The organism is Duganella alba, assembly GCF_009674495.1.
Lineage (GTDB): Bacteria > Pseudomonadota > Gammaproteobacteria > Burkholderiales > Burkholderiaceae_D > Rugamonas > Rugamonas alba.
On the sequence record NZ_WKJN01000020.1, the window covers coordinates 35,901 to 58,143 of the forward strand.

The following is a 22,243-nucleotide window of genomic DNA, read 5'->3' on the forward strand; positions in this document are numbered from 1 at the left end:
CACAATACCGATAGCCTCCTCTACATGACACAAGAACAACGACAACCCCTGCCTTCCGCCGCCCGTACCGTCTTCTTCGTCTCCGACGGCACCGGCATCACCGCCGAAACCTTTGGTCACTCCGTACTGACCCAGTTCGAGCTGCGCTTCCGCCAGGTGCGGCTGCCGTTCATCGACACGCTGGACAAGGCGCACGACGCGGTGCGCAAGATCAACGAGGCGTTTACGACTGATGGTCAACGGCCGATCGTGTTTTCGACGCTGGTCCATACGCAGTTGTCCGATGTCATACGGCAATGCAAAGGCATGTATATGGACATGTTCCAGACCTTTGTTGCCCCACTGGAACAAGAACTGGGCGTGAAATCGACGCACACGATTGGCCGTTCGCACAATATCGTCGATAGCGAGGAGTACAAGAACCGCATCGAGGCGATCAACTTCTCGCTGGCGCATGACGACGGGCAGTCGCACAAGAATCTGTCGGAGGCGGACGTGATCCTGGTGGGCGTGTCGCGCTCGGGCAAGACGCCGACCAGTTTGTATCTGGCGATGCAGTATGGGATCAAGGCGGCGAACTATCCGCTGATTCCGGATGATTTCGAGCGGGGCCGGTTGCCGTCGTCGTTGTATGAGTTCAAGGCGAAGATTTTTGGGCTGACCATCACGCCGGAGCGGTTGAGCGAGATCCGCAATGAGCGGCGGGCGGGTAGCAAGTATGCGGCGCTGGAGAACTGCCGGTACGAGGTCAACGAGGCCGAGGCGATGATGAAGCGCGAAGGCATCCGCTGGCTGTCGTCGACCACCAAGTCGATTGAAGAGATTTCCACCACCATCCTGCAGGAAATCAAGCCGGACCGGCGCGAGTACTAACCCGCACGGCCAGGTGGGGTCTGACCCAGGGTCAGGATAGGGCTTCGCCCGCCAGTCCTGCGGACTGGCCCCCTAAGTGGTAACGCAGGCGTCGTAGCTAAAGCGTGCGGGTTAAACGCGCGCCGGATCCGTCTCGCGCGCGTACACGCGATGCTGCCCCAGTACGGACCTGAACCGCTCCAGGGCTTCAGCAACGTCGCCGGGTTCCGCGACGATCACCCCGGGGTCTGGCACCCCATGCGACAGCTTGCGCGGAATCTTGGCGGCCTTGAGCAACTCCCCACCACTGCCCAGCGCCAGCAGCGGCTTGCCGTGCCGGTACTGCAGCTTCACAAACTCCAGCGCACTGGCGTCACGGCTCAACGCATCGCGCGCATCCGCGCAGTCGGGAACAATCACGCCATCCCACAACACCGACGGCCCGGTCTCCAGGCTGATCTCCACATCCAGCGGCGCATCGGTATACGAGGTCAGCGCACCAATCTTCTGCCCCACCAGACGCGGCACCGCGCCCTGCTCCAGCAACGCCGCATACAGCTTGCGTACCTGCACACCATCCACGCCAGCCGCCACCAGCAGCGCCACACGCCTGGTGCGGATGCCCGCATTGCCAGGCCGCGCGAACAGCGACAACGCGGGCGACGGCGGATAATCATACGCTGGCCGGTCAGTCGCGGGCGGCAGCGGCGGCGGCACTTCCATGCCCAATCCATCCGCCACGGCGCCAGCCAATCCGCTGTCGATATTCGCCAGCAACGCCAGCGTGCGACGGCGTATCGCCGGCGTCTGCACCCGCGTCAGTTCGAAACGGAAGGCGCCGATGATGTGGCGCTGCTCGGTCATGCTCTGGCTGATCCAGAACAGGCGCGCCTGCGAATAGTGGTCGGCAAACAGCTCCGGCTTGCCGCGCACCTCGTTGCCCTGGGACGGCTCCGGCACGCTGACGAAACCGCGCACGCCAGCCTGGAACGGACAGCCGCCGGCCAGCGAATTCGGTTCGTAACTCACACGCCCACGGTTGATCTGCTGCCGATGAATGCCATCACGCTGGTTGTTATGAATCTGCGCCACCGGCGTGTTGATCGGGATCTCGTGGAAGTTGGCGCCGCCCAGGCGGCTGATCTGCGTGTCGATGTACGAGTGAATGCGCCCTTGCAGCAGCGGATCGTTGGTGAAGTCGATACCAGGCACCACATGCGCGGCGCAGAACGCCACCTGTTCTGTCTCGGCGAAGAAGTTATCCGGATTCCGGTCCAGCACCAGCTTGCCGACGGTGCGCAGCGCCACCATCTCCTCCGGCACGATCTTGGTCGGATCGAGTACGTCGAACGGAAACTGCGCCGCCTGCTCCTCGGTGAAGATCTGCAGGCCCAGCTCCCACTCGGGGAACTGGCCGCTGTCGATGGCTTCCCACAAATCGCGCCGATGGAAATCAGGATCGGCGCCGGTCAGGCGCGCCGCCTCGTCCCACACCAGCGAATAGGTGCCGGCCAGCGGCGTCCAGTGGAATTTGCAGAACACCCATTCGCCACTGGCGTTCACCAGGCGGAAGGTGTGCACGCCGAAGCCCTGCATGGTGCGGTAGCTGCGCGGAATGGCGCGGTCCGACGTATGCCACATCAGCATGTGCGCGATTTCGGGACTGAGCGAGGCGAAGTCCCAGAACGTATCGTGCGCGCTGGCCGCCTGCGGCATGCCGTTGTGCGGCTCCGGCTTGACCGAGTGGATCAGGTCCGGGAACTTCATCACATCCTGAATGAAGAACACCGGCATGTTATTACCGACCAGATCCCAGTTGCCGTCATCGGTATAGAACTTGACGGCGAAGCCGCGCACGTCGCGCACGGTGTCGGCCGAGCCGCGCTCCCCTGCCACGGTGGAGAAGCGCACGAACACCGGCGTGCGCTTGCCCTTGGCCGCAAACGGCGCGGCGCGGGTGATGGCGCGCAGGTCTTCATAACTTTCGAAGTAGCCATGAGCGGCGGAGCCGCGCGCATGCACCACGCGCTCAGGAATGCGCTCGTGGTCGAAGTGCGTGATTTTTTCGCGCAGGATGAAGTCTTCCATCAGCGTCGGGCCGCGCAAGCCGGCTTTCAGCGAGTTCTGGTTGTCGGCCACCGGGACGCCCTGGTCGGTGGTCAGTTCGCGCGCCGTGTCGTCAACCCGCACGCGGTCCAGCGGACGGTTGATGGCGTTGTCGCCGATATCGGGCTGGCCGTCGCCGACTTTTTCTGAAGCGATGGTTTCCGTGCTGGTGCTGGCGGTCGCGATGGGCGTTGGCGCCGCGTGGGTCTCGCCGGGGTGCGGCGTGTAGGCCGCCTCGCCGTATTCCAGCGCCTTGGTGGCGTTGAACGGGCGCTCGGCGGCGAGCTTTTCGTCGCCGGTGACTTTCTCCAGCAGTTGATCTGAAATGGGATTCGGCGGGCCAAGGCGCGACGGATGCGGCGGCGCGGCCGGCCCGGCGACTGTACTGAGGATGGAACCGGCGCCGTCCACCGCGCCACCGTTGTTCTTACGTTTAGCCATGTCGCACCTCGAATGTGGGCGCCTCCCCGGCGGGAGGCAGGGCATCGAGTGTGCGACTGTTACAGCTGAGTGTGTTTGATCAGCCTCAATCCAGGGTCAGAAGAAGTGCTGCCAGTCGGCCAGCCAGGCCGGGAAGTCTTCGACCGGCATCGGTTTGGCGATGTAGTAGCCCTGGGCATAGGTGCAGCCGAGGCTTTGCAGGAAGTCCCAGTCCTGCTTGGTCTCGACGCCGACCGCCACCGAGCGCCGGTCCAGGCTGCGCGCCAGGCCGAGGCAGGAGCGCAGCACGGTGCCGATCGCCGCCCGCTTGGAGGCGCCGTCGACGAAGCTGCGGTCGATTTTCAGTTCCGAGAACGGGATGCGCGCCAGCAGTTGCAGGTTGCTGCGCCCGGTGCCGTAGTCGTCGATCGCCAGGCCAAAGCCTTTCATGCGCAGCCGCAGCAGCCGTTCGAGGAAGTGCGGATCGGTGCTCAACACCGCCGATTCGGGCATTTCGAAGGTGATGTAGTCGGCCATGATCTGGTGCCGCTCCAGGCAGGCCGTGATCTGCTCCATGAACTGCGGATGCGCCAGCGTGGTCTGGTCGACGTTGATCGATACCGAGATCGGCACCCCACGGTCATGCAGCGTGCGGCAGGCCAGCACCGATTTTTCGATCATGGTCCAGTCGAGGAAGTCCACGCGCCGCGCCGCTTCCAGCGCCGGCATGAACGAGGCCGGGCCCAGCACGCCATACAGCGGATGGCGCCAGCGGGCGAACATCTCCAGGCCTTTTACCTGGCCGGTTTCCAGTTCGATCTTCGGCTGGAAGAAGGGATCGAATTCGCGGTTCTGCAAGCCCTGCCCCACTTCGGCAAACGACAGCGACGGCGCCGGTTCGTGCGCGCCTTGCGACTCGCCCGGTTGCAGGTAGTTCTGGATCAGCGACACCAGGCGGCTGCCGATGACCGGCTTGCCGATCGCACCCAGCACGTTGACGCCATACGCGTCAGCCATGGTCTCCACCGAGAACAGCACGGCGTTGGTCTGCGCGCCGACCACGATGACGCCAGCGCGGCAATGGGCTTCGCCCAGGCGCCGTATCAGTTCCAGCGCGTCCATGCCCGGCAGCGCCAGGTCGATGATGGCGATGTCCACCGCCGGCGTGATGCCGGCATTGAAGTGGCGCAGCGCGGTGTGGCCGTCCGGCGCCTGCGTGATCCGGCCAACGCCAAGATGCACCAGGATGTCCGCCAGCGCGTGGCGTTGAACCTGATCTCCTTCGGCTACCAGAAAGTGCAACTGCGCGATGTCCATGACGGCTCCCAAGTGTGCTTAGGCCTGATTCTGCCTTACTTGCTCGAAAAAGCAAACCGCTGCGCAGGCGGCGACGTTGAGCGACTCCACTTGACCAAGGTGCGGTATCACCACCTGGTGCGTCGCCATCGACAGCAGATCGTCCGCCACGCCCTGCCCTTCGTGGCCGAACAGCCAGGCGGTCGGCGCGCGCAGGTCGACGTCGTACAGGCGCTGCGTCGCATAACCGCTGGTGGCCAGGGTCTGCACCCTGGCACCGCGCACCAGTTCCGCCAGGTCGACATTTTCGAAAATATCCAGCACGAAGTGCGCGCCCATCGCCGCGCGCAGCACTTTCGGCGACCAGCAGAACGCCGTGCCGGCGCTGCAATAGACTTGCGTGATGCCCGCCGCCGCCGCGCTGCGCAGGATGGAGCCGACGTTGCCGGGATCCTGTACGCCATCCAGCAGCACCGCCGACACGCTCACCGGCGCCGTCACCGCGCGCTCCGGCGTGCCGATCATGAACATCACGCCGACGCCGTGTTCGACCTGGCTGACGGCGTTGTACAGCGCATCCGGCAACGCCAGCACGTGCGCGCGCTGGGCTTCCAGCTGGCCGATGATGTCCATCACTTCAGGATTCTGCAGCGAGCCTTCGCTGACCACGCACTGCTCCGGCAGGCCGCGCAATTGCAGGTACGACTGGCACAGGTGCACGCCGTCGAGCAGCGTGCGGCCGGACTTGCGGCGCGCCTGCGAGCTGCCGGCCAGCTTGACCAGTTCCTTGTATTGGGCGTTGTCGCGCGAGGTGATGGTCTTCACAGATTCACCTCCAGCAGCGCGCGCACCGGCGCGAAGGAACGGCGGTGCACCGGCGACGGTCCGTGCTCGCGCAGGCGTTCCAGGTGCAGCGCGGTACCGTAGCCCTTGTGCTGGTCGAAGCAGTATTGCGGATACTGCGCGTGCAGCGTCACCAGCGCGGCGTCGCGCGCGGTCTTGGCCAGGATCGAGGCGGCGGAAATCGCGTCCACCTTGTCGTCGCCGCCGACGATGGCGATGCTCTGGATTTTCATCACCGGGCAGCGGTTGCCGTCGATCAGGGCCAGCGTCGGCACGGTGCTCAATGCTTCCACCGCGCGGCGCATGGCCAGCATCGACGCCTGCAGGATATTCAGCTTGTCGATTTCTTCTTCCGACGCCTCGGCAATCGCCCACGCCAGCGCGTGCTGCTTGATCAGCGGCGCCAGCATGTCGCGCTTGGCTTCGGTCAGCTTTTTCGAGTCGCGCAGGCCTTCGATGGGACGCGAGACGTCGAGGATGACGGCGGCCGCGAACACCGGGCCGGCCAGCGGACCGCGTCCCGCCTCGTCGACGCCGCAGATGATTTCATCGGGCGATGCCGGCAGGTCGTCGAACAGGCCCAGAGTTTGATTCTTCACTTTGCTCTTTCAATGACGCGCAGCACAGCGGCTGCGCTTTCCACCGCGCTATTGCGCAGCAGGCTGTGATGCATGTCGGTGAACCGTTGCGCCAGGCGCAGGCGGTGCGGCGCATCGCTCAGCTGCTTCCACATCGCTTCAGCCAGCGCTTCCGGATTGGCGGCGTGCTGCAGCAGCTCCGGCACCAGGAATTCGCGCGCCAGGATGTTCGGCATGCCGATCCACGGCTGGTAGCCGAAGTGGCGCAGGATCTGCCATTCCAGTTCCATCATCTTGTAGGCGATGACCATCGGCTTCTTGAACAGCGCCACCTCCAGCGACGCCGTGCCGGAGGCCACCAGCACCGCATCGGCGGCGGCGATCGCGGTGTGCGACTGGCCGTCCAGCAGCTGGATCTCGACGTCCTGCAAGCCCGCCTGCGCCACCAGTTCCAGGAAGTAGGCGCGCTGGCGTTCGCCGGCCATCGGCGCGACGAAGCGCAGCGTGCGGTCGCGCGCCTTCAGCAGCCTGGCCGCCTGCACAAAGGCCACGGTGTTGTACTTCAATTCGGACATGCGGCTGCCCGGCATGATGGTGACCACGTTGCCGTCTTCCGGCATGCCCAGCGCGCGGCGCGCGGCGCCTTCGTCCGGCGTCAGCGGAATCAGCTCGGCCAGCGGGTGGCCGACATAGCTGACCGGCACGCCGGCCTGCCTGTAGATTTCTTCCTCGAACGGGAAGACCACCAGCATGTGCGACACCGCGCTGATGATTTTCTTGATGCGGCCACCGCGCCAGGCCCAGATCTGCGGGCCGATGTAGTGGATGGTCGGAATGCCGGCCGCCTTCAGTTGCTCTTCCAGCCCGAGGTTAAAACCGGGATAGTCGGCGCCGATGAAGGCCGCCGGCCGTTCGGCCAGCAACTGGTCGCGCAGCGTGTTCTGGATGCCTTTCAGCTCGCGGTAGCGCATCAGCACCGGCAGCAGGCCGCGCACCGTCAACTGGTCCATCGGCCAGTGCGATTCGAAGCCCTGCGCCATCATCTGCGGGCCGCCGATGCCGTGGAAGCGCGCCTCCGGCAGGTGCGGACGCAGGCCGGAAAGCAAACGAGCCGCCAGCATGTCGCCGGACGGCTCGCCCGCCACCAGGGCCAACGACAGCTTGTCAGCGGACGATGCCACGGCTCGCGGTATCGAGGAACTCGCGCATGGCGCGCATGTGCAGCGCCACGTCTTCCGGCACCGACACCTCTTCGGCGATCAGCGCCGCCTTGGCTTCTTCCAGCGTGTGGCCGGAGCGGTAGATGATCTTGTAGGCGGCGCGGATGCCGTTGATTTGCTCACGCGTGAAGCCGCGGCGTTTCAGGCCTTCGATGTTGACGCCGTGCGCCTGCGCCGGATTACCGTTCAACAGCACGAACGGCGGCACGTCCTGCGTCAGCGAGGTGCTCATGCCGACAAACGCGTGCGCACCGATCTTGCAGAACTGGTGCACATTGGCGAAGCCGCTCATGATCACCCAGTCGCCGATTTCGACGTGGCCGGCGATCTGCGCGTTGTTCGAGAAGATCGTGTTGCTGCCGACCTGGCAGTCGTGCGCCAGGTGGACGTAGGCCGAGATCCAGTTGTCGTTGCCGAGCGAGGTCACGCCCTTGTCCTGCACCGTGCCGGTGTTGAAGGTGCAGAACTCGCGGATGGTGTTGCGGTCGCCGATGGTCAGACGGGTCGGCTCGCCGTTCCACTTCTTGTCCTGCGGCGCGGCGCCGATCGACGAGAACTGGAAGAACTTGTTGTCGCTGCCGATGGTCGTGTGGCCTTCGATGACCACGTGCGGGCCGACCACCGTGCCGGAACCGATGACGACGTTCGGGCCGACCACGGAATACGGGCCGATCTCCACGCTGTCGTGCAGTTCGGCCTTGCTGTCGACGACAGCGGTGGCGTGTATCTTGGCCATGATTACTGTCCTGCGGCGGGCTGCGACGCGTCGGCCGCGTTACGGATGGTGCACATCAGGTCCGCTTCCACCGCGGTCTGGCCGTCGACCGAGCCGACCGCCTTGTATTTCCAGATGCCGCGCGACACGCGCACGATCTCGATGTCCATCTTCAGCTGGTCGCCAGGACCGACCGGACGCTTGAAGCGGGCGTTGTCGATACCAACGAAGTACACCACCGAGTTCTCGTCCGGCTTGATGCCCATGGTCTTGAACGACAGCAGCGCCGCCGTCTGCGCCATCGCTTCGATCATCAGCACGCCAGGCATCACCGGCTTGTGCGGGAAGTGGCCGTTGAAGAATTCTTCGTTGACGGTGACGTTCTTGATGGCGGTGATGGACTTGTTTTCTTCGTACGACAGCACGCGGTCGACCAGCAGCAGCGGATAGCGGTGCGGCAGGTAGGACTTGATCTCGCAGATGTCCATCGTCTTGTTTTCAGTAGTGGTCATGATTCGTTATTCTCGGTTTTGGTCTTGATTATTTTTTCCAGCGCGCGGATACGCTCGCGCATGGTCGACAGGTTGCGGACGATCGCCGCCGACTTTTCCCACTCGGCGTTCTTGGCCAGCGGATAGAAGCCGGTGTACTGGCCTGGTTCCAGGATCGAGCGCGACACCATGCTGCCCGAGCCGACGTGCACCTTGTCGACGATGGTCAGGTGGCCCAGCACCATGGCCGCGCCGCCGAAGGTGCAGTACTTGCCGATCCTGGCGCTGCCGGCCACGCCGACGCAGCCGGCCATCGCCGTGTGCGCGCCGATATGGCAGTTGTGGCCGATCTGGATCTGGTTGTCCAGCTTGACGCCATCCTCGATGATGGTGTCGGCCAGCGCGCCGCGGTCGACGCTGGTGTTGGCGCCGATGTCGACGTCGTCGCCGATCATCACGCGCCCGGTCTGCGGAATCTTGATGTAGACGCCGCCCTCGTTGGCGAAGCCGAAACCGTCGGTGCCGATCACCGCACCCGAATGCAGGATGCCGCGCTTGCCGATCTGGCAGCGCGCGTGGAAGGTGACGTTGGCGAAGAAGTGGGTGTCGGCGCCGATCACGGCATCGCGGCCGATGTAGCAGCCGGCGTCGATGACGGCGTTCTCGCCGATCACCGCGCCCTCTTCAATCACCACGCGCGCGCCGATGTGGGCCGACGGCGCCACCTTGGCGCTCGCCGCCACCACCGCCGTGGCGTGCACGCCCGGCGCCGGCACCACGGCCGTCAGCGATTCGAAATACTGCGCCGCGCGGGCGAAATACACATACGGGTTGGCGACGACGATGCGCGCACCGCTAAAACCGGCGGCGATGAACGCGTCATCGGCGGCCGATACGATCAGTGCCGCCGCCTGGCTCTGCAACGCCTCGGCGCGCAGTTTGCTATTGCTGAGAAAGCTGATGTGCGAAACGCCGGCTTCCGCCAGTGGCGCGATCCCGGACACTTCCAGGTTCGCGTCGCCCACCAGCTGTCCGCCCAAGCGTTCGACCAATGCTCCTAGTCGAGTGCCCATCGGGAGATCCAATCTTGGTTATTACTTGTCTTTGTCCAGCGCCGCCAGCACCTTCTCGGTGATGTCGATGCGCGGGCTGGCCCAGACCGCATCCTGCAGCACGATGTCGAAGCCTTCGACATTGGCTAGTTGCTTGATGATCTTGGTGGCCTTTTCCGAAATCGCCTGGCGCTCCTCGTTGGTGCGCTGGCTCAGGTCTTCGCGGAATTCGCGCTGGCGGCGCTGGTATTCCTTGTCCAGCTCAAACACGTCGCGCTGGCGCTTGACGCGGTCGGCCTCGCTCAGGGTCGGGGCGTCGGCTTCCAGCTTTTCGGAGGCGGTCTTCAGGCGCGCGCCCATTTCGTTCATCGCTTTTTCACGGCTCTTGAACTCCTCCTGCAACTTCTCGCCGGCCAGCTTGGCCAGCTTCGATTCGTTGTAGATGCGTTCCGGGCTGATCCAGGCGATGCGCGACGCCGAGGTCTGCGCCTGCACCGGCGCCAATGCACACCAGCCCAGTGCAAGCACGGCGAGATATTTGGTCATGGTTGCGGATGCAGTCTTCAACTTGTTTCTCCGAAATAAAAATTGATACTTTCAGGCATTACCAACATCAGAAGCCTGTACCCATCTGGAACTGGAAGCGTTCCAGGCGGTCGCCGGTCTTGGCGTTCAACGGCTTAGCATAACTCAGTTTCAGCGGACCCACCGGCGAAATCCAGCTGATGCCCAGACCGGTCGAGTAGCGCAGCTCGGAAGCGCGCATCTTCTGGCCTTCCTGGTACACCTGGCCGCTGTCGAGGAAGCCGAACCAGCGCAGGCTGCGGTCCTGGCCCGAGCCGGGGAACGGCAGCTGCAGCTCGGCATTGCCGATCAGGCGCGAGGCGCCGCCCAGCGCATCGCCGTAGGTGTAGTCGACCGCGCCCAGCGAGGAGCTCAGGTAGCCGCGCACCGAACCGATACCGCCGGCGTAGAAGTTCTTGAACACCGGGTAGCTGCTGTTGCCCAGGCCGTGGCCGTAGTCGATCTCGCCCTTCAGGGCCAGCGTGACTTTCGAGAACAGCGGCTTGTACCACTGGTGCTCGTACACGGCGCGGTAGTATTTCTGCTGGCCGACGACGTCCAGTTCCAGGTTGGCGCGCTGGTAGCGGCCGATGGTCGGCGTCACCGCCGAGTCGCGGCTGTCGCGCGCCCAGGCCATGGTCAGCGGCACGGCGTTGGTGGACGCGGTGCCGATACCGTTGGCGATGCCGGTAATGGTGGTCACGTATTCGCGGAAGCGGGTCGGCGAGGTGGCGTCGGTGGTGATCTTCGAGCGTTCCAGGCCGATGCCGAAGAACACGGTGTCGACTTCCGAGAACGGCACGCCGTAGCTGATGCGGCCGCCCTGCTGTTTAATCGTGTACGAACCGATGTTCAGCGCCGGCGGCTGTTGCGTGCGCAGATACAGCTCGTAGCCGCGCGAGACGCCGTCGTCGGTGTAGTACGGGTCGGTCTGCGAGAACGAAATGGTGCGGCTGTACTTCGAGGTGTTCAGCTCCAGGCCCACGGTGGTGCCGGAACCGGCGAAGTTGGCCTGCTGGATCGCCGCCTGGAACGAGAACTTCTCCGACTGCGAGAACGCGCCGCCGATCTGGAAGTTGCCGGTCGGGCGTTCGGTCACGGTCAGGTTGACGTCCACCTGGTCCGAGGTGCCCTGCGCTTCCGGCGTGTCGACGGTGACGTCCTTGAAGTAGCCCAGACGGTCGACGCGGTCGCGCGACAGCTTGATCTTGTTGGCGTCGTACCAGCTCGACTCGAACTGGCGGAATTCGCGGCGGATCACTTCGTCGCGGGTCGAGGTGTTGCCGGCGATGTTCATGTGGCGCACGTAGGCGCGCTTGCCCGGGTCGATGAAGAAGGTGAACGCCACCTCGCGTTTTTCGCGGTCGATGTTCGGATCGGCGTTGACGTTGGCAAAGGCGTAGCCGAAGGTGCCCAGGCGGTCCGAAATCAGCTTGTTGGTGGCGGTCAGGCGCTCGCCCGAATAGGTCTCGCCCTTGCGCAGCAGCACCAGCTGGCGCAGCTCGTCCTCGCGGCCGAAGGTCTCGCCCTCGAACTTGATGCCGGACACCTTGTACTGCTCACCCTCGGTGATGTTGATGGTGATGTAGATGTCTTTTTTGTCGGGCGTGATCGAGACCTGGGTCGAGTCGATGTTCATCTCGATGTAGCCGCGGTTCAGGTAGAACGACTTGAGCGACTCGATGTCGCCGGTCAGCTTGGTCTTGGAGTACTGGTTGGCCTTGGTGTACCAGCTGAACCAGCCGCCGGTGTTGAGCGCCAGGTTTTCCTTCAGTTCCTTGTCCGAGAACACCTTGTTGCCGACGATGTTGATCTCTTTGATCTTGGCGATCTCGCCCTCGTCCACCGTGAAGGTGATGTTGACGCGGTTGCGTTCCAGCGGCGTGACGGTGGTGACCACCTTGACGCCGTACAGGCCGTGCGACAGGTACTGGCGCTTCAGTTCCTGCTCGGCGCGGTCGACCGAGGCCTTATCGAAGATCTTCGCCTCGCCGACGCCGATATCCTTCAGCGCCTTGACCAGCGTGTCTTTCTCAAATTCCTTGGTGCCGGTGAAGTCCACCTTGGCGATGGCCGGGCGTTCCTCGACCAGCACCACCAGCACCTGGCCGTCCTTTTCCAGCTTGACGTCCTTGAAGAAGCCGGTGGCGTACAGCGCCTTGATGGCGGTGATCGACTTGTCGTCGTTGAAGGTCTCGCCGACGCGCACCGGCAGATAGCTGAAGACCGTACCGGCTTCCGTACGCTGAATGCCTTCGACGCGGATATCTTTGATGACGAAGGGCTCGACGGCCAGCGCGCTGCCGCTGCACAGTGCCAGGACAGCGGCGCCGATCAGGCTGCGGCGCAAGGAAGTGGAAGTAATACGGTCAGAATATCTTTTCATCGGGTTCAATGGCTAATCAACGAGAACTACACAGTTACAGCTACAGCAGCCGGGCGACGTCGTTAAACACCGCCAGCAGCATCAGAGTCAGTAACAACCCCATGCCCAGGCGCTGCGCAATTTCTCCAACACGCTCCGGCACAGAACGCCCAGTTAAAACTTCCAGCGAATAATACAGCAAATGCCCCCCGTCTAGAACGGGAATCGGCAGCAAATTCATCACGCCAAGACTGATGCTGATGAAGGCGATGAAGCTCAGGTAGTACTCCATCCCCATCCGTGCGGTCTGGCCGGCATAATCGGCGATGGTGATCGGTCCGGTCACGTTTTTCAGCGAGACCTCGCCGGTGACCATTTTGCCGATCATTTTCAGCGTCATGGTGCAGGTCTCCCACACCCGCCCGACCGCCTTGCCGACCGCCGCCACCGGGGAAGATGCCACCTTGATCATATCCGGGCGGTTTGCGATCTCCGCGTTGATCTTACCGACTGTTACAGTTCCTTTGCCGGATTTTGCCTGGGCCGCTTCCGGCACCACGCTCACCGTCACCGGCTGGCCGGCGCGCTGCAGCGTCACCAGCACCGCCTTGCCGGGCGCGGCGCGGATCCTGTCGATGAAGGCCGGGCTGTCGCCGACCGCCACGCCGTCGACCGCGATCAGCAGGTCGCCCGCCAGCAGGCCGGCGCGTTCGGCCGCGCCGCCGGCGATCACCTGCAGCACCACCGGCGGCGGCCGCGCCACGCCGATGCCCAGCTGGCCCGGCACGTCGCCTTCGAGATTCAGGCCGGCCAGCAGTTCGGCCGGCAGCGTCAGGTTGACATGGCCCTGGCCCGGACGCTCGACCGCCACCCGCGCCGCGTGCCGGTCGATGGCCGACTGCATGAACTGCCAGCGCAGCTCGGACCACACGCGCACCGGCTGTTCGTTGACCGCCACCACCACGTCGTTGTTGCGCAGGCCGGCCTGCCAGGCCTTGGCATCGGCCTGCACGCTGATCTTGCTGCTGGGTTCCTCGACGCCGTGCATGAACAGGCCGGCGTACAGCAGGATGGCGATCAGGAAGTTGGCCAGCGGGCCGGCGGCCACGATGGCGATGCGCTTCCAGACGTTCTGGCGCGTGAATTCGCGCTGGAGGTCCGCTTCCGGCAGGCCGGTCAGCTCGCCCTCGCGCGCGTCCAGCATCTTGACGTAGCCGCCCAGCGGCAGCGCGGAAATCGCCCATTCGGTCTGGTCCGGGCCGAAACGGCGCGACCACACCACCTTGCCCATGCCGACCGAGAAGCGCAGCACTTTCACGCCGCACCAGCGCGCCACCAGGTAATGTCCCAGCTCGTGGATCGTCACCAGGGAGCCGAGGCAGAAGGCAAACGCCAGCACGGTTTGCAGGAAGTTCATGGGGCCAGTCCGGCGATGATGGTGTCGGCGGCGGCGCGCGCGGCGGCGTCCTGCGCCAGCACCGCGTCGATGCTGTGGGCGGCGCCGTGCGGCAGCTGCTGCACCACCTGCGCGATCACGCGGTCGATCTGGCGGAAGCCGATCTTCAGGTCGAGGAAGGCCTGCACCGCCACCTCGTTGGCGGCGTTGAGCAGGGCCGGCGCGGTGCCGCCGGCGCGCAGCGCGTCGAACGCCAGCGCCAGGCACGGGAAGCGCGCGAAGTCCGGCTTTTCGAATTGCAGCGTGGCGATCTGCGTCAGATCAAGCTGCGCCACGCCGGAGGCGATGCGCTCCGGGTAGGCCAGCGCGTGGGCGATCGGCGTGCGCATGTCCGGGTTGCCCAGCTGCGCCAGCACCGAGCCGTCGACGTAGGACACCATCGAGTGGATCACCGATTGCGGGTGAATCACCACTTCGATGCGGTCGGCCGGGGCGCCGAACAGCCAGTGCGCCTCGATCACTTCCAGGCCCTTGTTCATCATGGTGGCCGAGTCGACCGAGATCTTGCGGCCCATCGACCAGTTGGGATGCTTGCAGGCCTGCGCCGGCGTCACGGCGTCGAGCGTGGCGACGTCGCGCGTCAGGAACGGGCCGCCGGAAGCGGTCAGCAGGATCTTGGCCACGCCGGCCGCGTCGTCGCGCACCGCCGGCACGCGGCCGCCGAACTGCGGCATCGACTGGAAGATGGCATTGTGTTCGCTGTCGATCGGCAGCAGCACGGCGCCCGATTCGTGCACGGCGTCCATGAACAGCTGGCCGGACATCACCAGCGCTTCCTTGTTCGCCAGCAGGATCTTCTTGCCGGCGCGGGCGGCGGCCAGGGTCGGCGCCAGGCCGGCGGCGCCGACGATGGCGGCCATCACGCTGTCGACCTCGGACGCACTGGCGATGCTGCACAAGGCCTGCTCGCCCCACTCCACTTCAGTCTTGACGCCGGCCGCGCGCAGCAGCGCCGCCAGCTGGTCGGCGGCGGCGGCGCTGCCGACCACCGCGCGCGCGGGACGGAACTGCACGCACTGCGCCGCCAGTTCATCGACGCGGCTGTGCGCGGACAGGGCGTAGACGCTGTAGCGTTCAGGATGGCGCGCCACCACGTCCAGCGTCGACACGCCGATCGAGCCGGTGGCGCCTAAAACGGTAATACGTTGCATGGGAATTCTTTCAGAGCCAGGACGTGATCAGCGCGGCCATCGGCAGCACCGGGATCAGGGCGTCCACACGGTCAAGCACGCCGCCGTGGCCAGGCAGCAGGTTGCTGCTGTCCTTGATGCCGGCGCGGCGCTTGAGTTGGGATTCGAACAGGTCGCCGATGACGGAGAAGATCACGATCACCAGCAGCATCAGCAGCGCCAGCGCCCAGCCGAAGCGGGCCTGCAGCCTGACGGCGAAGGTATCCTGCAGCCATGGCGCGCCGCCGTGGGCCAGCACGATCGACAGCGCGGCCAGCGCCAGCACGGCGATGGCGCCGCCGATGGCGCCCTCCCACGACTTGCCCGGCGAGATGCTTGGCGCCAGCTTGCGCTTGCCGAAGGCCTTGCCGGAGAAGTAGGCGCCGATGTCGGCGACCCACACCAGCACCATCACCGACAGCAGATACAGCGGCGAATGCAGGTACAGGCCGACCAGCGCAAAGAAGGCGGCGAACACGGCGAAACCGAAGGTGATCGACAGCGACCAGTTGGCGGCGCCGCCCAGCGGCGGCAGGCCCAGGCCCAGCGTCGGCGCGTAGCGGATGATCCACAGCAGCGCGGCCACGCCGTACAGCGCGTTGACGGCGCCCGGCTTGGCCGCGTACATCAGCGCCACGAACAGCGCGCCGCCGATGAAGCCGGCCACGCGGGCGCGGCTCTCGGTCAGGCCGAACAGGCGGGCGCCTTCCCACACGGCGGCGCCGACAAACAGCGTCACCACCAGGGCAAACGCGGGGAAATAGTTGAAGAACAGGACCGGCAGCAGCACCGCCAGCAAGACCACAGCGGTAATAATCCTCGTTTTCAGCATCAGTTTGTCTTTTCAGCCAGTTGCGCACCCGTGCGGCCGAATCGCCGCTCGCGGTGCTGGTAGGAGGCGATCGCCTCGTCGAGACACGCGGCGGAGAAGTCCGGCCAGTAGGTGTCGGTAAAGAACAGCTCGGTATACGCCAGCTGCCACAGCAGGAAATTCGAGATGCGCTGTTCGCCGCCGGTGCGGATGAACAGGTCCGGCTCGGGCGCGTAGGCCATGGCCAGGTGCGGCGCCAGCTGCTCTTCGCTGAAGTCGGTGGCGCCGGGATGGGCTTTGACCATCTGGCCGACGGCCTGCATGATGTCCCAGCGGCCGCCGTAGTTGAAGCAGACGGTCAGCGTCATGCGGGTGTTGGCGGCGGTCTTGCGTTCGGCGGCGGCGATCATGCCTTGCAGCTTCTCGTCCGCGCGGGACAGGTCGCCGACCACGCGCAGGCGGATGTTGTTGGCGTGCAGTTTGGAGACTTCGCGCTCCAGCGCCGTGACGAACAGGCGCATCAGCAACGACACTTCTTCTTCCGGGCGGCGCCAGTTTTCCGAGCTGAAGGCAAACAGGGTCAGGTATTCGACGCCGCGGCGGGCGCTGGCCTCGACCACGGTGCGCACGGCATCGACGCCCTTGACGTGTCCGCCGACGCGCGGCAGGAAACGCTTGGTTGCCCAGCGACCGTTGCCGTCCATGATGATCGCCACGTGGCGCGGCACGGCCGGTGCGTCTGGAACCTCGGTAGTCGAACTCGTATATTTCATGAAAACTTCGGTGCCAAAGTATAAAGTATTGCAGGTGTGAGACAAAAAGACAAGACGCCAGCAATCGAACCCGGCAACCGGCGCGCGGCGGGGTCGGACCCCGTACGGGGTCCGACCCCTCGGACGAGGTGCTAATTCAGTTGCTGGCGCCTGTGGGTTTTACACCGTCAGAACTTCTTTTTCCTTCTCCGCCAGCATCTTGTCGATGTCGACGATGAACTTGTCGGTCAGCTTCTGGATGTCGTCGGTGCCGCGGCGCTCGTCGTCTTCCGAGATCGCCTTGTCCTTGACCAGCTTTTTCAAGCCTTCGTTGGCGTCGCGGCGGATGTTGCGCACCGCGATCTTGGCGTCCTCGCCCTCGCCCTTGACCAGCTTGACCATTTCCTTGCGGCGTTCTTCGGTCAGCGGCGGGGTCGGCACGCGGATCATGTCGCCCTGCGAGGCCGGGTTCAAGCCCAGGTCGGCGTCACGGATGGCTTTCTCGATGGCGCCGGCCATTTTTTTCTCGAACGGCTGCACGCCGATGGTGCGGGCGTCGACCAGGGTCAGGTTGGCCACCTGGCTGATGGCGGTCGGGCTACCGTAGTAGTCCACCGTCACGTGGTCGAGGATGCCGGTGTGGGCACGGCCGGTACGCACCTTGGCCAGATCGGCACGCAGGGTTTCCAGCGATTTGACCATGCGCTCTTGCGCGCTCTTTTTAACGTCAGCTACGGACATTGCTGCTCTCCTGTTATCTTTAAATTAAACGTGAACCAGTGTACCCTCATCCTCGCCCATGATGACGCGCATCAGCGCGCCCGGCTTGGTGATGGAGAACACTTTGATCGGCAGTTTCTGGTCGCGGCACAGCGCGAAGGCGGTGGCGTCCATGACCTGCAGGTGCTTGGCGATCGCTTCGTCGAAGCTGATCGAGTGGTACAGCGTGGCGTTCGGGTCTTTTTTCGGATCGGCGGTGTAGACGCCGTCGACCTTGGTGGCTTTCAGCACGATTTCCGCGCTCACTTCCGAGCCGCGCAGCGCCGCTGCGGTGTCGGTGGTGAAGAACGGGTTGCCGGTGCCGGCCGCAAACACCACGACCTTGCCTTCTTCCAGGTACTGCAGCGCTTTCGGGCGCACATACGGCTCGACCACCTGCTCGATGCCGATCGCCGACATGACGCGCGCGGTGATGCCGACATGGCGCATGGCGTCAGCCAGGGCCAGCGCGTTCATCACGGTGGCCAGCATGCCCATGTAGTCGGCGGTGGCGCGGTCCATGCCCTGGGCGCCGGGGGCGACGCCGCGGAAGATGTTGCCGCCGCCAATGACGATCGCCAGTTCCACGCCCAGTTTCGCGACCTCGGCCACATCAGCCACCATCCGCTCGATCGTGCCGCGGTTGATGCCGTAGGGATCATCTCCCATCAGGGCTTCGCCGGACAATTTAAGGAGGACGCGCTTGTAGGCTGGTTTGGACATGAGACGGGGCTCCTATTGATTGGTTGTTCGGGGTAAGTCTGCCGGCGCCTATGATACCTCGCCCGGCGCCGGGCACTGCTGCGGGCTTAAAAAAACGGGCCTCTCGGCCCGTTTTCTTGTATTACGCTCCTTTGGAAGCGGCCACTTGAGCGGCCACCTCGGCGGCGAAGTCATCGACCTTCTTCTCGATGCCCTCACCCACCACGTACATGGCGAACGCCTTGACGGTGGTGGCTTTTTCTTTCAGCATCTGCTCGATCGATTGCTTGTCGTTTTTCACGAAAGCCTGGTTCAGCAGCGATACTTCTTTCAGGTACTTCTGCACCGAACCTTCCAGGCGCTTGGCGACGATGTCGGCAGGCTGGACTGGTTTGCCGGCGGCCACTGCGGCGGCTGCATCTTCGTCCGCTTTCAGTTGCGCAACCGAGCGCTCTTTTTCGATCAGTTCGGCAGGAACCTGGTCAGCCGACAGCGACACTGGCTTCATGGCAGCGATGTGCATGGCCACGTCTTTACCGACTTGTTCGTCGGCGCCGTCGAATTCCACCATCACGCCGATGCGGGTGCCGTGCAGGTACGAGGCCAGCTTGTTGGTCGTTTCGAAACGCTGGAAGCGACGGATCGACATGTTTTCGCCGATTTTGCCGATCAGGGCAGCGCGCACTTCGTCCAGGGTCTTGCCTTCGTCGCCAGCTGGCAGGGCCAGCAGGGCAGCCACGTCGGCCGGGTTCTTTTCAGCCACCAGACGGGCGGCGGTGTTGGCCAGGTTCAGGAAGTCGTCGTTTTTCGCAACGAAGTCGGTTTCCGAGTTCACTTCGACCAGGGCGCCGACGCCGTTGGCGATGTAGGTGGCGACCACGCCTTCAGCGGTGATGCGGCTGGCGGCTTTACCAGCCTTGCCACCCAGCTTGACGCGCAGGATCTCTTCCGCACGACCCATGTCGCCTTCGGCTTCGGTCAGTGCTTTTTTGCATTCCATCATAGGCGCGTCGGTTTTCGCGCGCAGTTCGCCTACCATTGCTGCGGTAATAGCTGCCATGTGTTTCTCCTGTATTTCGATATTCGGTGGGGATGGTGAGCGGCGCCTGCGGCGCGCTCCAACCATTTACGTTAAAAAAAAGGGGGAGCTGTTGGCCACCCCTTTTTCCTTACAGCCAATCAGGAACGATTAAGCCTGTTCGCTGACTTCGACGAATTCGTCGCCGGCTGCGGCTTTCACCAGCTCAACTACTTCGTTACCGGCAGCGGCACGGCCTTCCAGGATCGCGTCTGCCACGCCACGGGCGTACAGCGTGATGGCTTTCGACGAGTCGTCGTTGCCTGGGATGACGTACTGCACGCCTTCTGGCGAGTGGTTGGTATCGACCACGCCGATGACTGGGATGCCCAGTTTCGCGGCTTCGGTGATGGCGCCTTTATGGTAGCCAACGTCAACGACGAAGATTGCGTCAGGAACGCCGCCCATGTCTTTGATGCCGCCGATCGATTTTTGCAGCTTGACGATTTCGCGTTGGAACATCAGCGCTTCTTTTTTCGACAGTTTCTCAACCGAACCATCGGCCACGGCAGCTTCCATGTCTTTCAGGCGCTTGATCGAGGTTTTGATGGTTTTGAAGTTGGTCAGCATGCCGCCCAGCCAACGCTGGTCAACAAAAGGAACGCCTGCGCGCTGGGCTTCAGCAGCGATGATCTCGCGTGCTTGACGCTTGGTGCCGACCATCAGGATGGTGCCACGGCTAGCGGCAACCTGTTTCACGTGCTTCATCGCTTCTTGATACATACCCATCGTCTTTTCCAAGTTGATGATATGGATCTTGTTGCGGTGACCGAAGATGAACGGCGCCATCTTTGGGTTCCAGAAACGGGTTTGGTGACCGAAGTGGACACCGGCTTCCAGCATTTCGCGCATAGTTACGGACATAATATACTCCAGGGTTAGTTCTGGAATCCGGTCAGTGACCCAGGCAGTTGCCCAGGCACCCTTGTCGAACGGATTCGCGTGTTTAAATAAATAAAATTAACAACATTGCCTAAACCGAATTCAAGCAACCCGAGATTCTACCCTAAAAACAACCACTTGGGCAAGCGTTCTCACTCTGGCGCGACGCCCCGCGCCGGTGCGGCGCCGCACGGGCGTGCACTAAAATGGTACGGTGCATCAAATTATTCCACCAAGAAGTACAAAAGATGCCTGAACTGTAATATCATTATAGAAAATATCGTTCCGGTAAATTAAGTATTTCGTTGCGCCCAAACCCTGCGATAGCGTCCTTTTCGAAAGATCGCCATCATGTCCGTATTCTTAGCCGCCGCCCTCGCCGCAGCCATCCAGCCTACCTGTTCCTGGGATCGCCCGGGGCAAAACCCGTACACCGGCAGCCCCGCGGCCGCCATCGACCGCTACACCGACATTCCGGCGGCGGTGCGCAGCACGCTCAAGCGCCGCATCGAGGAGCGTCAGGCCGACGACAGCGTCACCATCACGCGCGACGCCATCGCCGGCAAGAGCGACTACGACCCCGCCATCCATGACATGCACTTCGGCGCCGCCTCGGTGTGCGCCAGCGTCACCCGCAGCAAGTGGGCGGCGTCGCGCGCCGAACCGGCCGCCGTGTACTGCGTGGGCGAACACTGCATCCTGGTGCCCAGGATCTGCGGCAACGTCAGCCGCATCAGCAAGCTGGCGCCGAAGAGCCCGGCCGTGGCGGCGGCCAGCGCGGCCGACGAGCAGGCGCCGGTGCCGCAGTTTGCCGACATCAGCCTGATCGACCCGGACCTGCCGGACAAGGAAATGACCGGCCCGCTGGACAACTTCGATCCGGCCGATAACGCCGGCAACCGCCGGCAGCTGGCCAGCAGCGGCGCCAGCGAAGGCGGCGTCGAGGAGTTCGTGCTCAGCGACGAGCTGGACCTGGACAGCCTGGCCGACCAGTATGCGCGCCGCATGGCGTTCGGCATCGGCATCAACGGCGGCGGCGATGGCATCATCCACACCGCCGTGCCGGAAGCCGACACCTGGGCCATGCTGCTGGGCGGCCTGGGACTGATGGGCTGGGCCGCGCGCCGCCGCGCCAAAGCCGCCGCCGGCGCCGCCCGCTAGGCGTCCCCTGCCGGGGCTGCACGCGCAGGCCCCGGCGTCGTTTATAATTTCCATATATGGCACGCCATGCGCCGTCCGCCACCTGCGGACGGCGCGTGGCGTCTTCACCGTTTACCTTGCTGATTGCGATCCACTATGTCTATTTCCATCAAAACCGCCGAAGATATCGAAGGCATGCGCGTGGCCGGCCGCCTCGGCTCCGAAGTGCTGGACTACATCACCCCCTTCGTCAAGCCGGGCGTCACCACCGGCGAGCTGGATCGCCTGTGCCACGAATACATGGTCAACGTCCAGGGCACCATTCCGGCGCCGCTGAACTACGCGCCGCCGGGCTACACGCCCTACCCCAAGGCCATCTGCACCTCGGTCAACGACGTCATCTGCCACGGCATTCCGGGCGACAAGGTGCTGAAACAGGGCGACGTGGTCAACCTCGACATCACCGTCATCAAGGACGGCTATCACGGCGACAACAGCCGCATGTTCTTCATCGGCGAACCGTCGATCCTGGCCAAACGCCTGTCGGACGTCACCTATGAGTGCATGTGGCTGGGCATCGAGCAGGTCAAGCCGGGCGCCTTCCTGGGCGACATCGGCCACGCCATCCAGCAGCATGCCGAAAAAGCCGGCTACAGCGTGGTGCGCGAGTTCTGCGGCCACGGCATCGGCAAGGTGTTCCACGAAGAGCCGCAAGTGCTGCACTATGGCCGCCCGGGCACCGGCGTCAAGCTGGAAGCCGGCATGGTGTTTACCATCGAGCCGATGATCAACGCCGGCCGCCGCGAAATCCGCGAAATGGGCGACGGCTGGACCATCAAGACCAAGGACCGCAGCCTGTCGGCGCAGTGGGAACACATGATCCTGGTGACCGACAGCGGCTACGAGGTGCTGACGCTGTCGGCCGGCAGCCCGCCGCCGCCGGCGTTTGTCACCGGCGCAGGGTCGGCCCATTCCGCCAAGGCGGCGTAATC

General features: G+C 64.0%; 21 protein-coding genes. 3 read left to right on the forward strand and 18 right to left on the reverse strand.

Annotation, left to right across the window (positions count from 1 at the left end):
- The first annotated feature begins 24 nt into the window (after positions 1–24).
- Positions 25–873, forward strand: coding sequence for a posphoenolpyruvate synthetase regulatory kinase/phosphorylase PpsR (ppsR, locus tag GJ695_RS19000; protein ID WP_154367453.1), 849 nt, complete (start codon positions 25–27; stop codon positions 871–873).
- A 111-nt stretch (positions 874–984) separates the two neighbouring features.
- Here the strand turns inward: ppsR and GJ695_RS19005 are convergent, their stop codons facing one another.
- The 18 genes from GJ695_RS19005 to rpsB form a co-directional block, all read right to left on the reverse strand.
- On the reverse strand, positions 985–3,399 hold the full coding sequence (locus GJ695_RS19005) for a catalase (protein WP_154367455.1): 2,415 nt from the start codon (positions 3,397–3,399) through the stop codon (positions 985–987).
- A gap of 96 nt (positions 3,400–3,495) precedes the next feature.
- Positions 3,496–4,695, reverse strand: a complete 1,200-nt coding sequence (locus tag GJ695_RS19010; protein ID WP_154367457.1) for an EAL domain-containing response regulator — start codon at positions 4,693–4,695, stop codon at positions 3,496–3,498.
- A gap of 18 nt (positions 4,696–4,713) precedes the next feature.
- Positions 4,714–5,499 carry a TrmH family RNA methyltransferase gene (locus tag GJ695_RS19015; protein ID WP_166455203.1) on the reverse strand — a complete coding sequence of 262 codons (786 nt, stop codon included), beginning with the start codon at positions 5,497–5,499 and terminating at the stop codon, positions 4,714–4,716.
- Positions 5,496–6,116 (reverse strand): ribonuclease HII, encoded by a 621-nt coding sequence (gene rnhB / locus GJ695_RS19020; RefSeq protein WP_166455204.1) that lies wholly within the window; start codon positions 6,114–6,116, stop codon positions 5,496–5,498. The genes GJ695_RS19015 and rnhB overlap by 4 nt, the downstream gene beginning before the upstream one ends.
- Entirely contained in the window at positions 6,113–7,276 is a 1,164-nt protein-coding gene (lpxB, locus tag GJ695_RS19025) for a lipid-A-disaccharide synthase (RefSeq protein ID WP_166455205.1), read from the reverse strand. The genes rnhB and lpxB overlap by 4 nt, the downstream gene beginning before the upstream one ends.
- Positions 7,260–8,051 carry an acyl-ACP--UDP-N-acetylglucosamine O-acyltransferase gene (gene lpxA / locus GJ695_RS19030; RefSeq protein ID WP_154367459.1) on the reverse strand — a complete coding sequence of 264 codons (792 nt, stop codon included), beginning with the start codon at positions 8,049–8,051 and terminating at the stop codon, positions 7,260–7,262. Before lpxA ends, lpxB begins: the two co-directional genes overlap by 17 nt.
- Before the next feature lie 2 nt (positions 8,052–8,053).
- Complete coding sequence (fabZ, locus tag GJ695_RS19035) at positions 8,054–8,542, reverse strand: 3-hydroxyacyl-ACP dehydratase FabZ (RefSeq protein WP_090179371.1); 489 nt, start codon at positions 8,540–8,542, stop codon at positions 8,054–8,056.
- Positions 8,539–9,594 (reverse strand): UDP-3-O-(3-hydroxymyristoyl)glucosamine N-acyltransferase, encoded by a 1,056-nt coding sequence (lpxD, locus tag GJ695_RS19040; protein WP_154367461.1) that lies wholly within the window; start codon positions 9,592–9,594, stop codon positions 8,539–8,541. The genes fabZ and lpxD overlap by 4 nt, the downstream gene beginning before the upstream one ends.
- A gap of 21 nt (positions 9,595–9,615) precedes the next feature.
- Positions 9,616–10,119, reverse strand: a complete 504-nt coding sequence (locus tag GJ695_RS19045; protein WP_154367462.1) for an OmpH/Skp family outer membrane protein — start codon at positions 10,117–10,119, stop codon at positions 9,616–9,618.
- 67 nt (positions 10,120–10,186) lie between these two features.
- Entirely contained in the window at positions 10,187–12,523 is a 2,337-nt protein-coding gene (gene bamA / locus GJ695_RS19050) for an outer membrane protein assembly factor BamA (RefSeq protein ID WP_154367465.1), read from the reverse strand.
- Between the two features lie 40 nt (positions 12,524–12,563).
- Entirely contained in the window at positions 12,564–13,919 is a 1,356-nt protein-coding gene (gene rseP / locus GJ695_RS19055; protein WP_154367467.1) for an RIP metalloprotease RseP, read from the reverse strand.
- The gene (ispC, locus tag GJ695_RS19060) at positions 13,916–15,109 is read right to left on the reverse strand and encodes a 1-deoxy-D-xylulose-5-phosphate reductoisomerase (protein WP_154367469.1); all 1,194 of its coding nucleotides are present in this window, start codon (positions 15,107–15,109) and stop codon (positions 13,916–13,918) included. Before ispC ends, rseP begins: the two co-directional genes overlap by 4 nt.
- A gap of 10 nt (positions 15,110–15,119) precedes the next feature.
- Positions 15,120–15,959 carry a phosphatidate cytidylyltransferase gene (locus GJ695_RS19065; RefSeq protein WP_154367471.1) on the reverse strand — a complete coding sequence of 280 codons (840 nt, stop codon included), beginning with the start codon at positions 15,957–15,959 and terminating at the stop codon, positions 15,120–15,122.
- On the reverse strand, positions 15,959–16,711 hold the full coding sequence (uppS, locus tag GJ695_RS19070; RefSeq protein WP_154367473.1) for a polyprenyl diphosphate synthase: 753 nt from the start codon (positions 16,709–16,711) through the stop codon (positions 15,959–15,961). Before uppS ends, GJ695_RS19065 begins: the two co-directional genes overlap by 1 nt.
- Before the next feature lie 159 nt (positions 16,712–16,870).
- Positions 16,871–17,431 carry a ribosome recycling factor gene (frr, locus tag GJ695_RS19075; protein ID WP_154367475.1) on the reverse strand — a complete coding sequence of 187 codons (561 nt, stop codon included), beginning with the start codon at positions 17,429–17,431 and terminating at the stop codon, positions 16,871–16,873.
- A gap of 24 nt (positions 17,432–17,455) precedes the next feature.
- On the reverse strand, positions 17,456–18,172 hold the full coding sequence (gene pyrH / locus GJ695_RS19080) for a UMP kinase (RefSeq protein WP_154367477.1): 717 nt from the start codon (positions 18,170–18,172) through the stop codon (positions 17,456–17,458).
- Positions 18,173–18,293: 121 nt separating this feature from the next.
- A complete protein-coding gene (tsf, locus tag GJ695_RS19085) occupies positions 18,294–19,211 on the reverse strand; it encodes a translation elongation factor Ts (protein ID WP_154367479.1) in 918 nt (305 codons plus the stop codon).
- A gap of 129 nt (positions 19,212–19,340) precedes the next feature.
- Complete coding sequence (gene rpsB, locus GJ695_RS19090; protein ID WP_154355642.1) at positions 19,341–20,093, reverse strand: 30S ribosomal protein S2; 753 nt, start codon at positions 20,091–20,093, stop codon at positions 19,341–19,343.
- 369 nt (positions 20,094–20,462) lie between these two features.
- On the opposite strand from rpsB, the gene GJ695_RS19095 reads away from it, so the two are divergent.
- Positions 20,463–21,272: an MHFG family PEP-CTERM protein gene (locus GJ695_RS19095; RefSeq protein ID WP_154367481.1), complete on the forward strand. Its 810-nt coding sequence runs from the start codon at positions 20,463–20,465 to the stop codon at positions 21,270–21,272.
- A gap of 135 nt (positions 21,273–21,407) precedes the next feature.
- Positions 21,408–22,241: a type I methionyl aminopeptidase gene (gene map, locus GJ695_RS19100; protein WP_154367484.1), complete on the forward strand. Its 834-nt coding sequence runs from the start codon at positions 21,408–21,410 to the stop codon at positions 22,239–22,241.
- Positions 22,242–22,243: the final 2 nt, after the last annotated feature.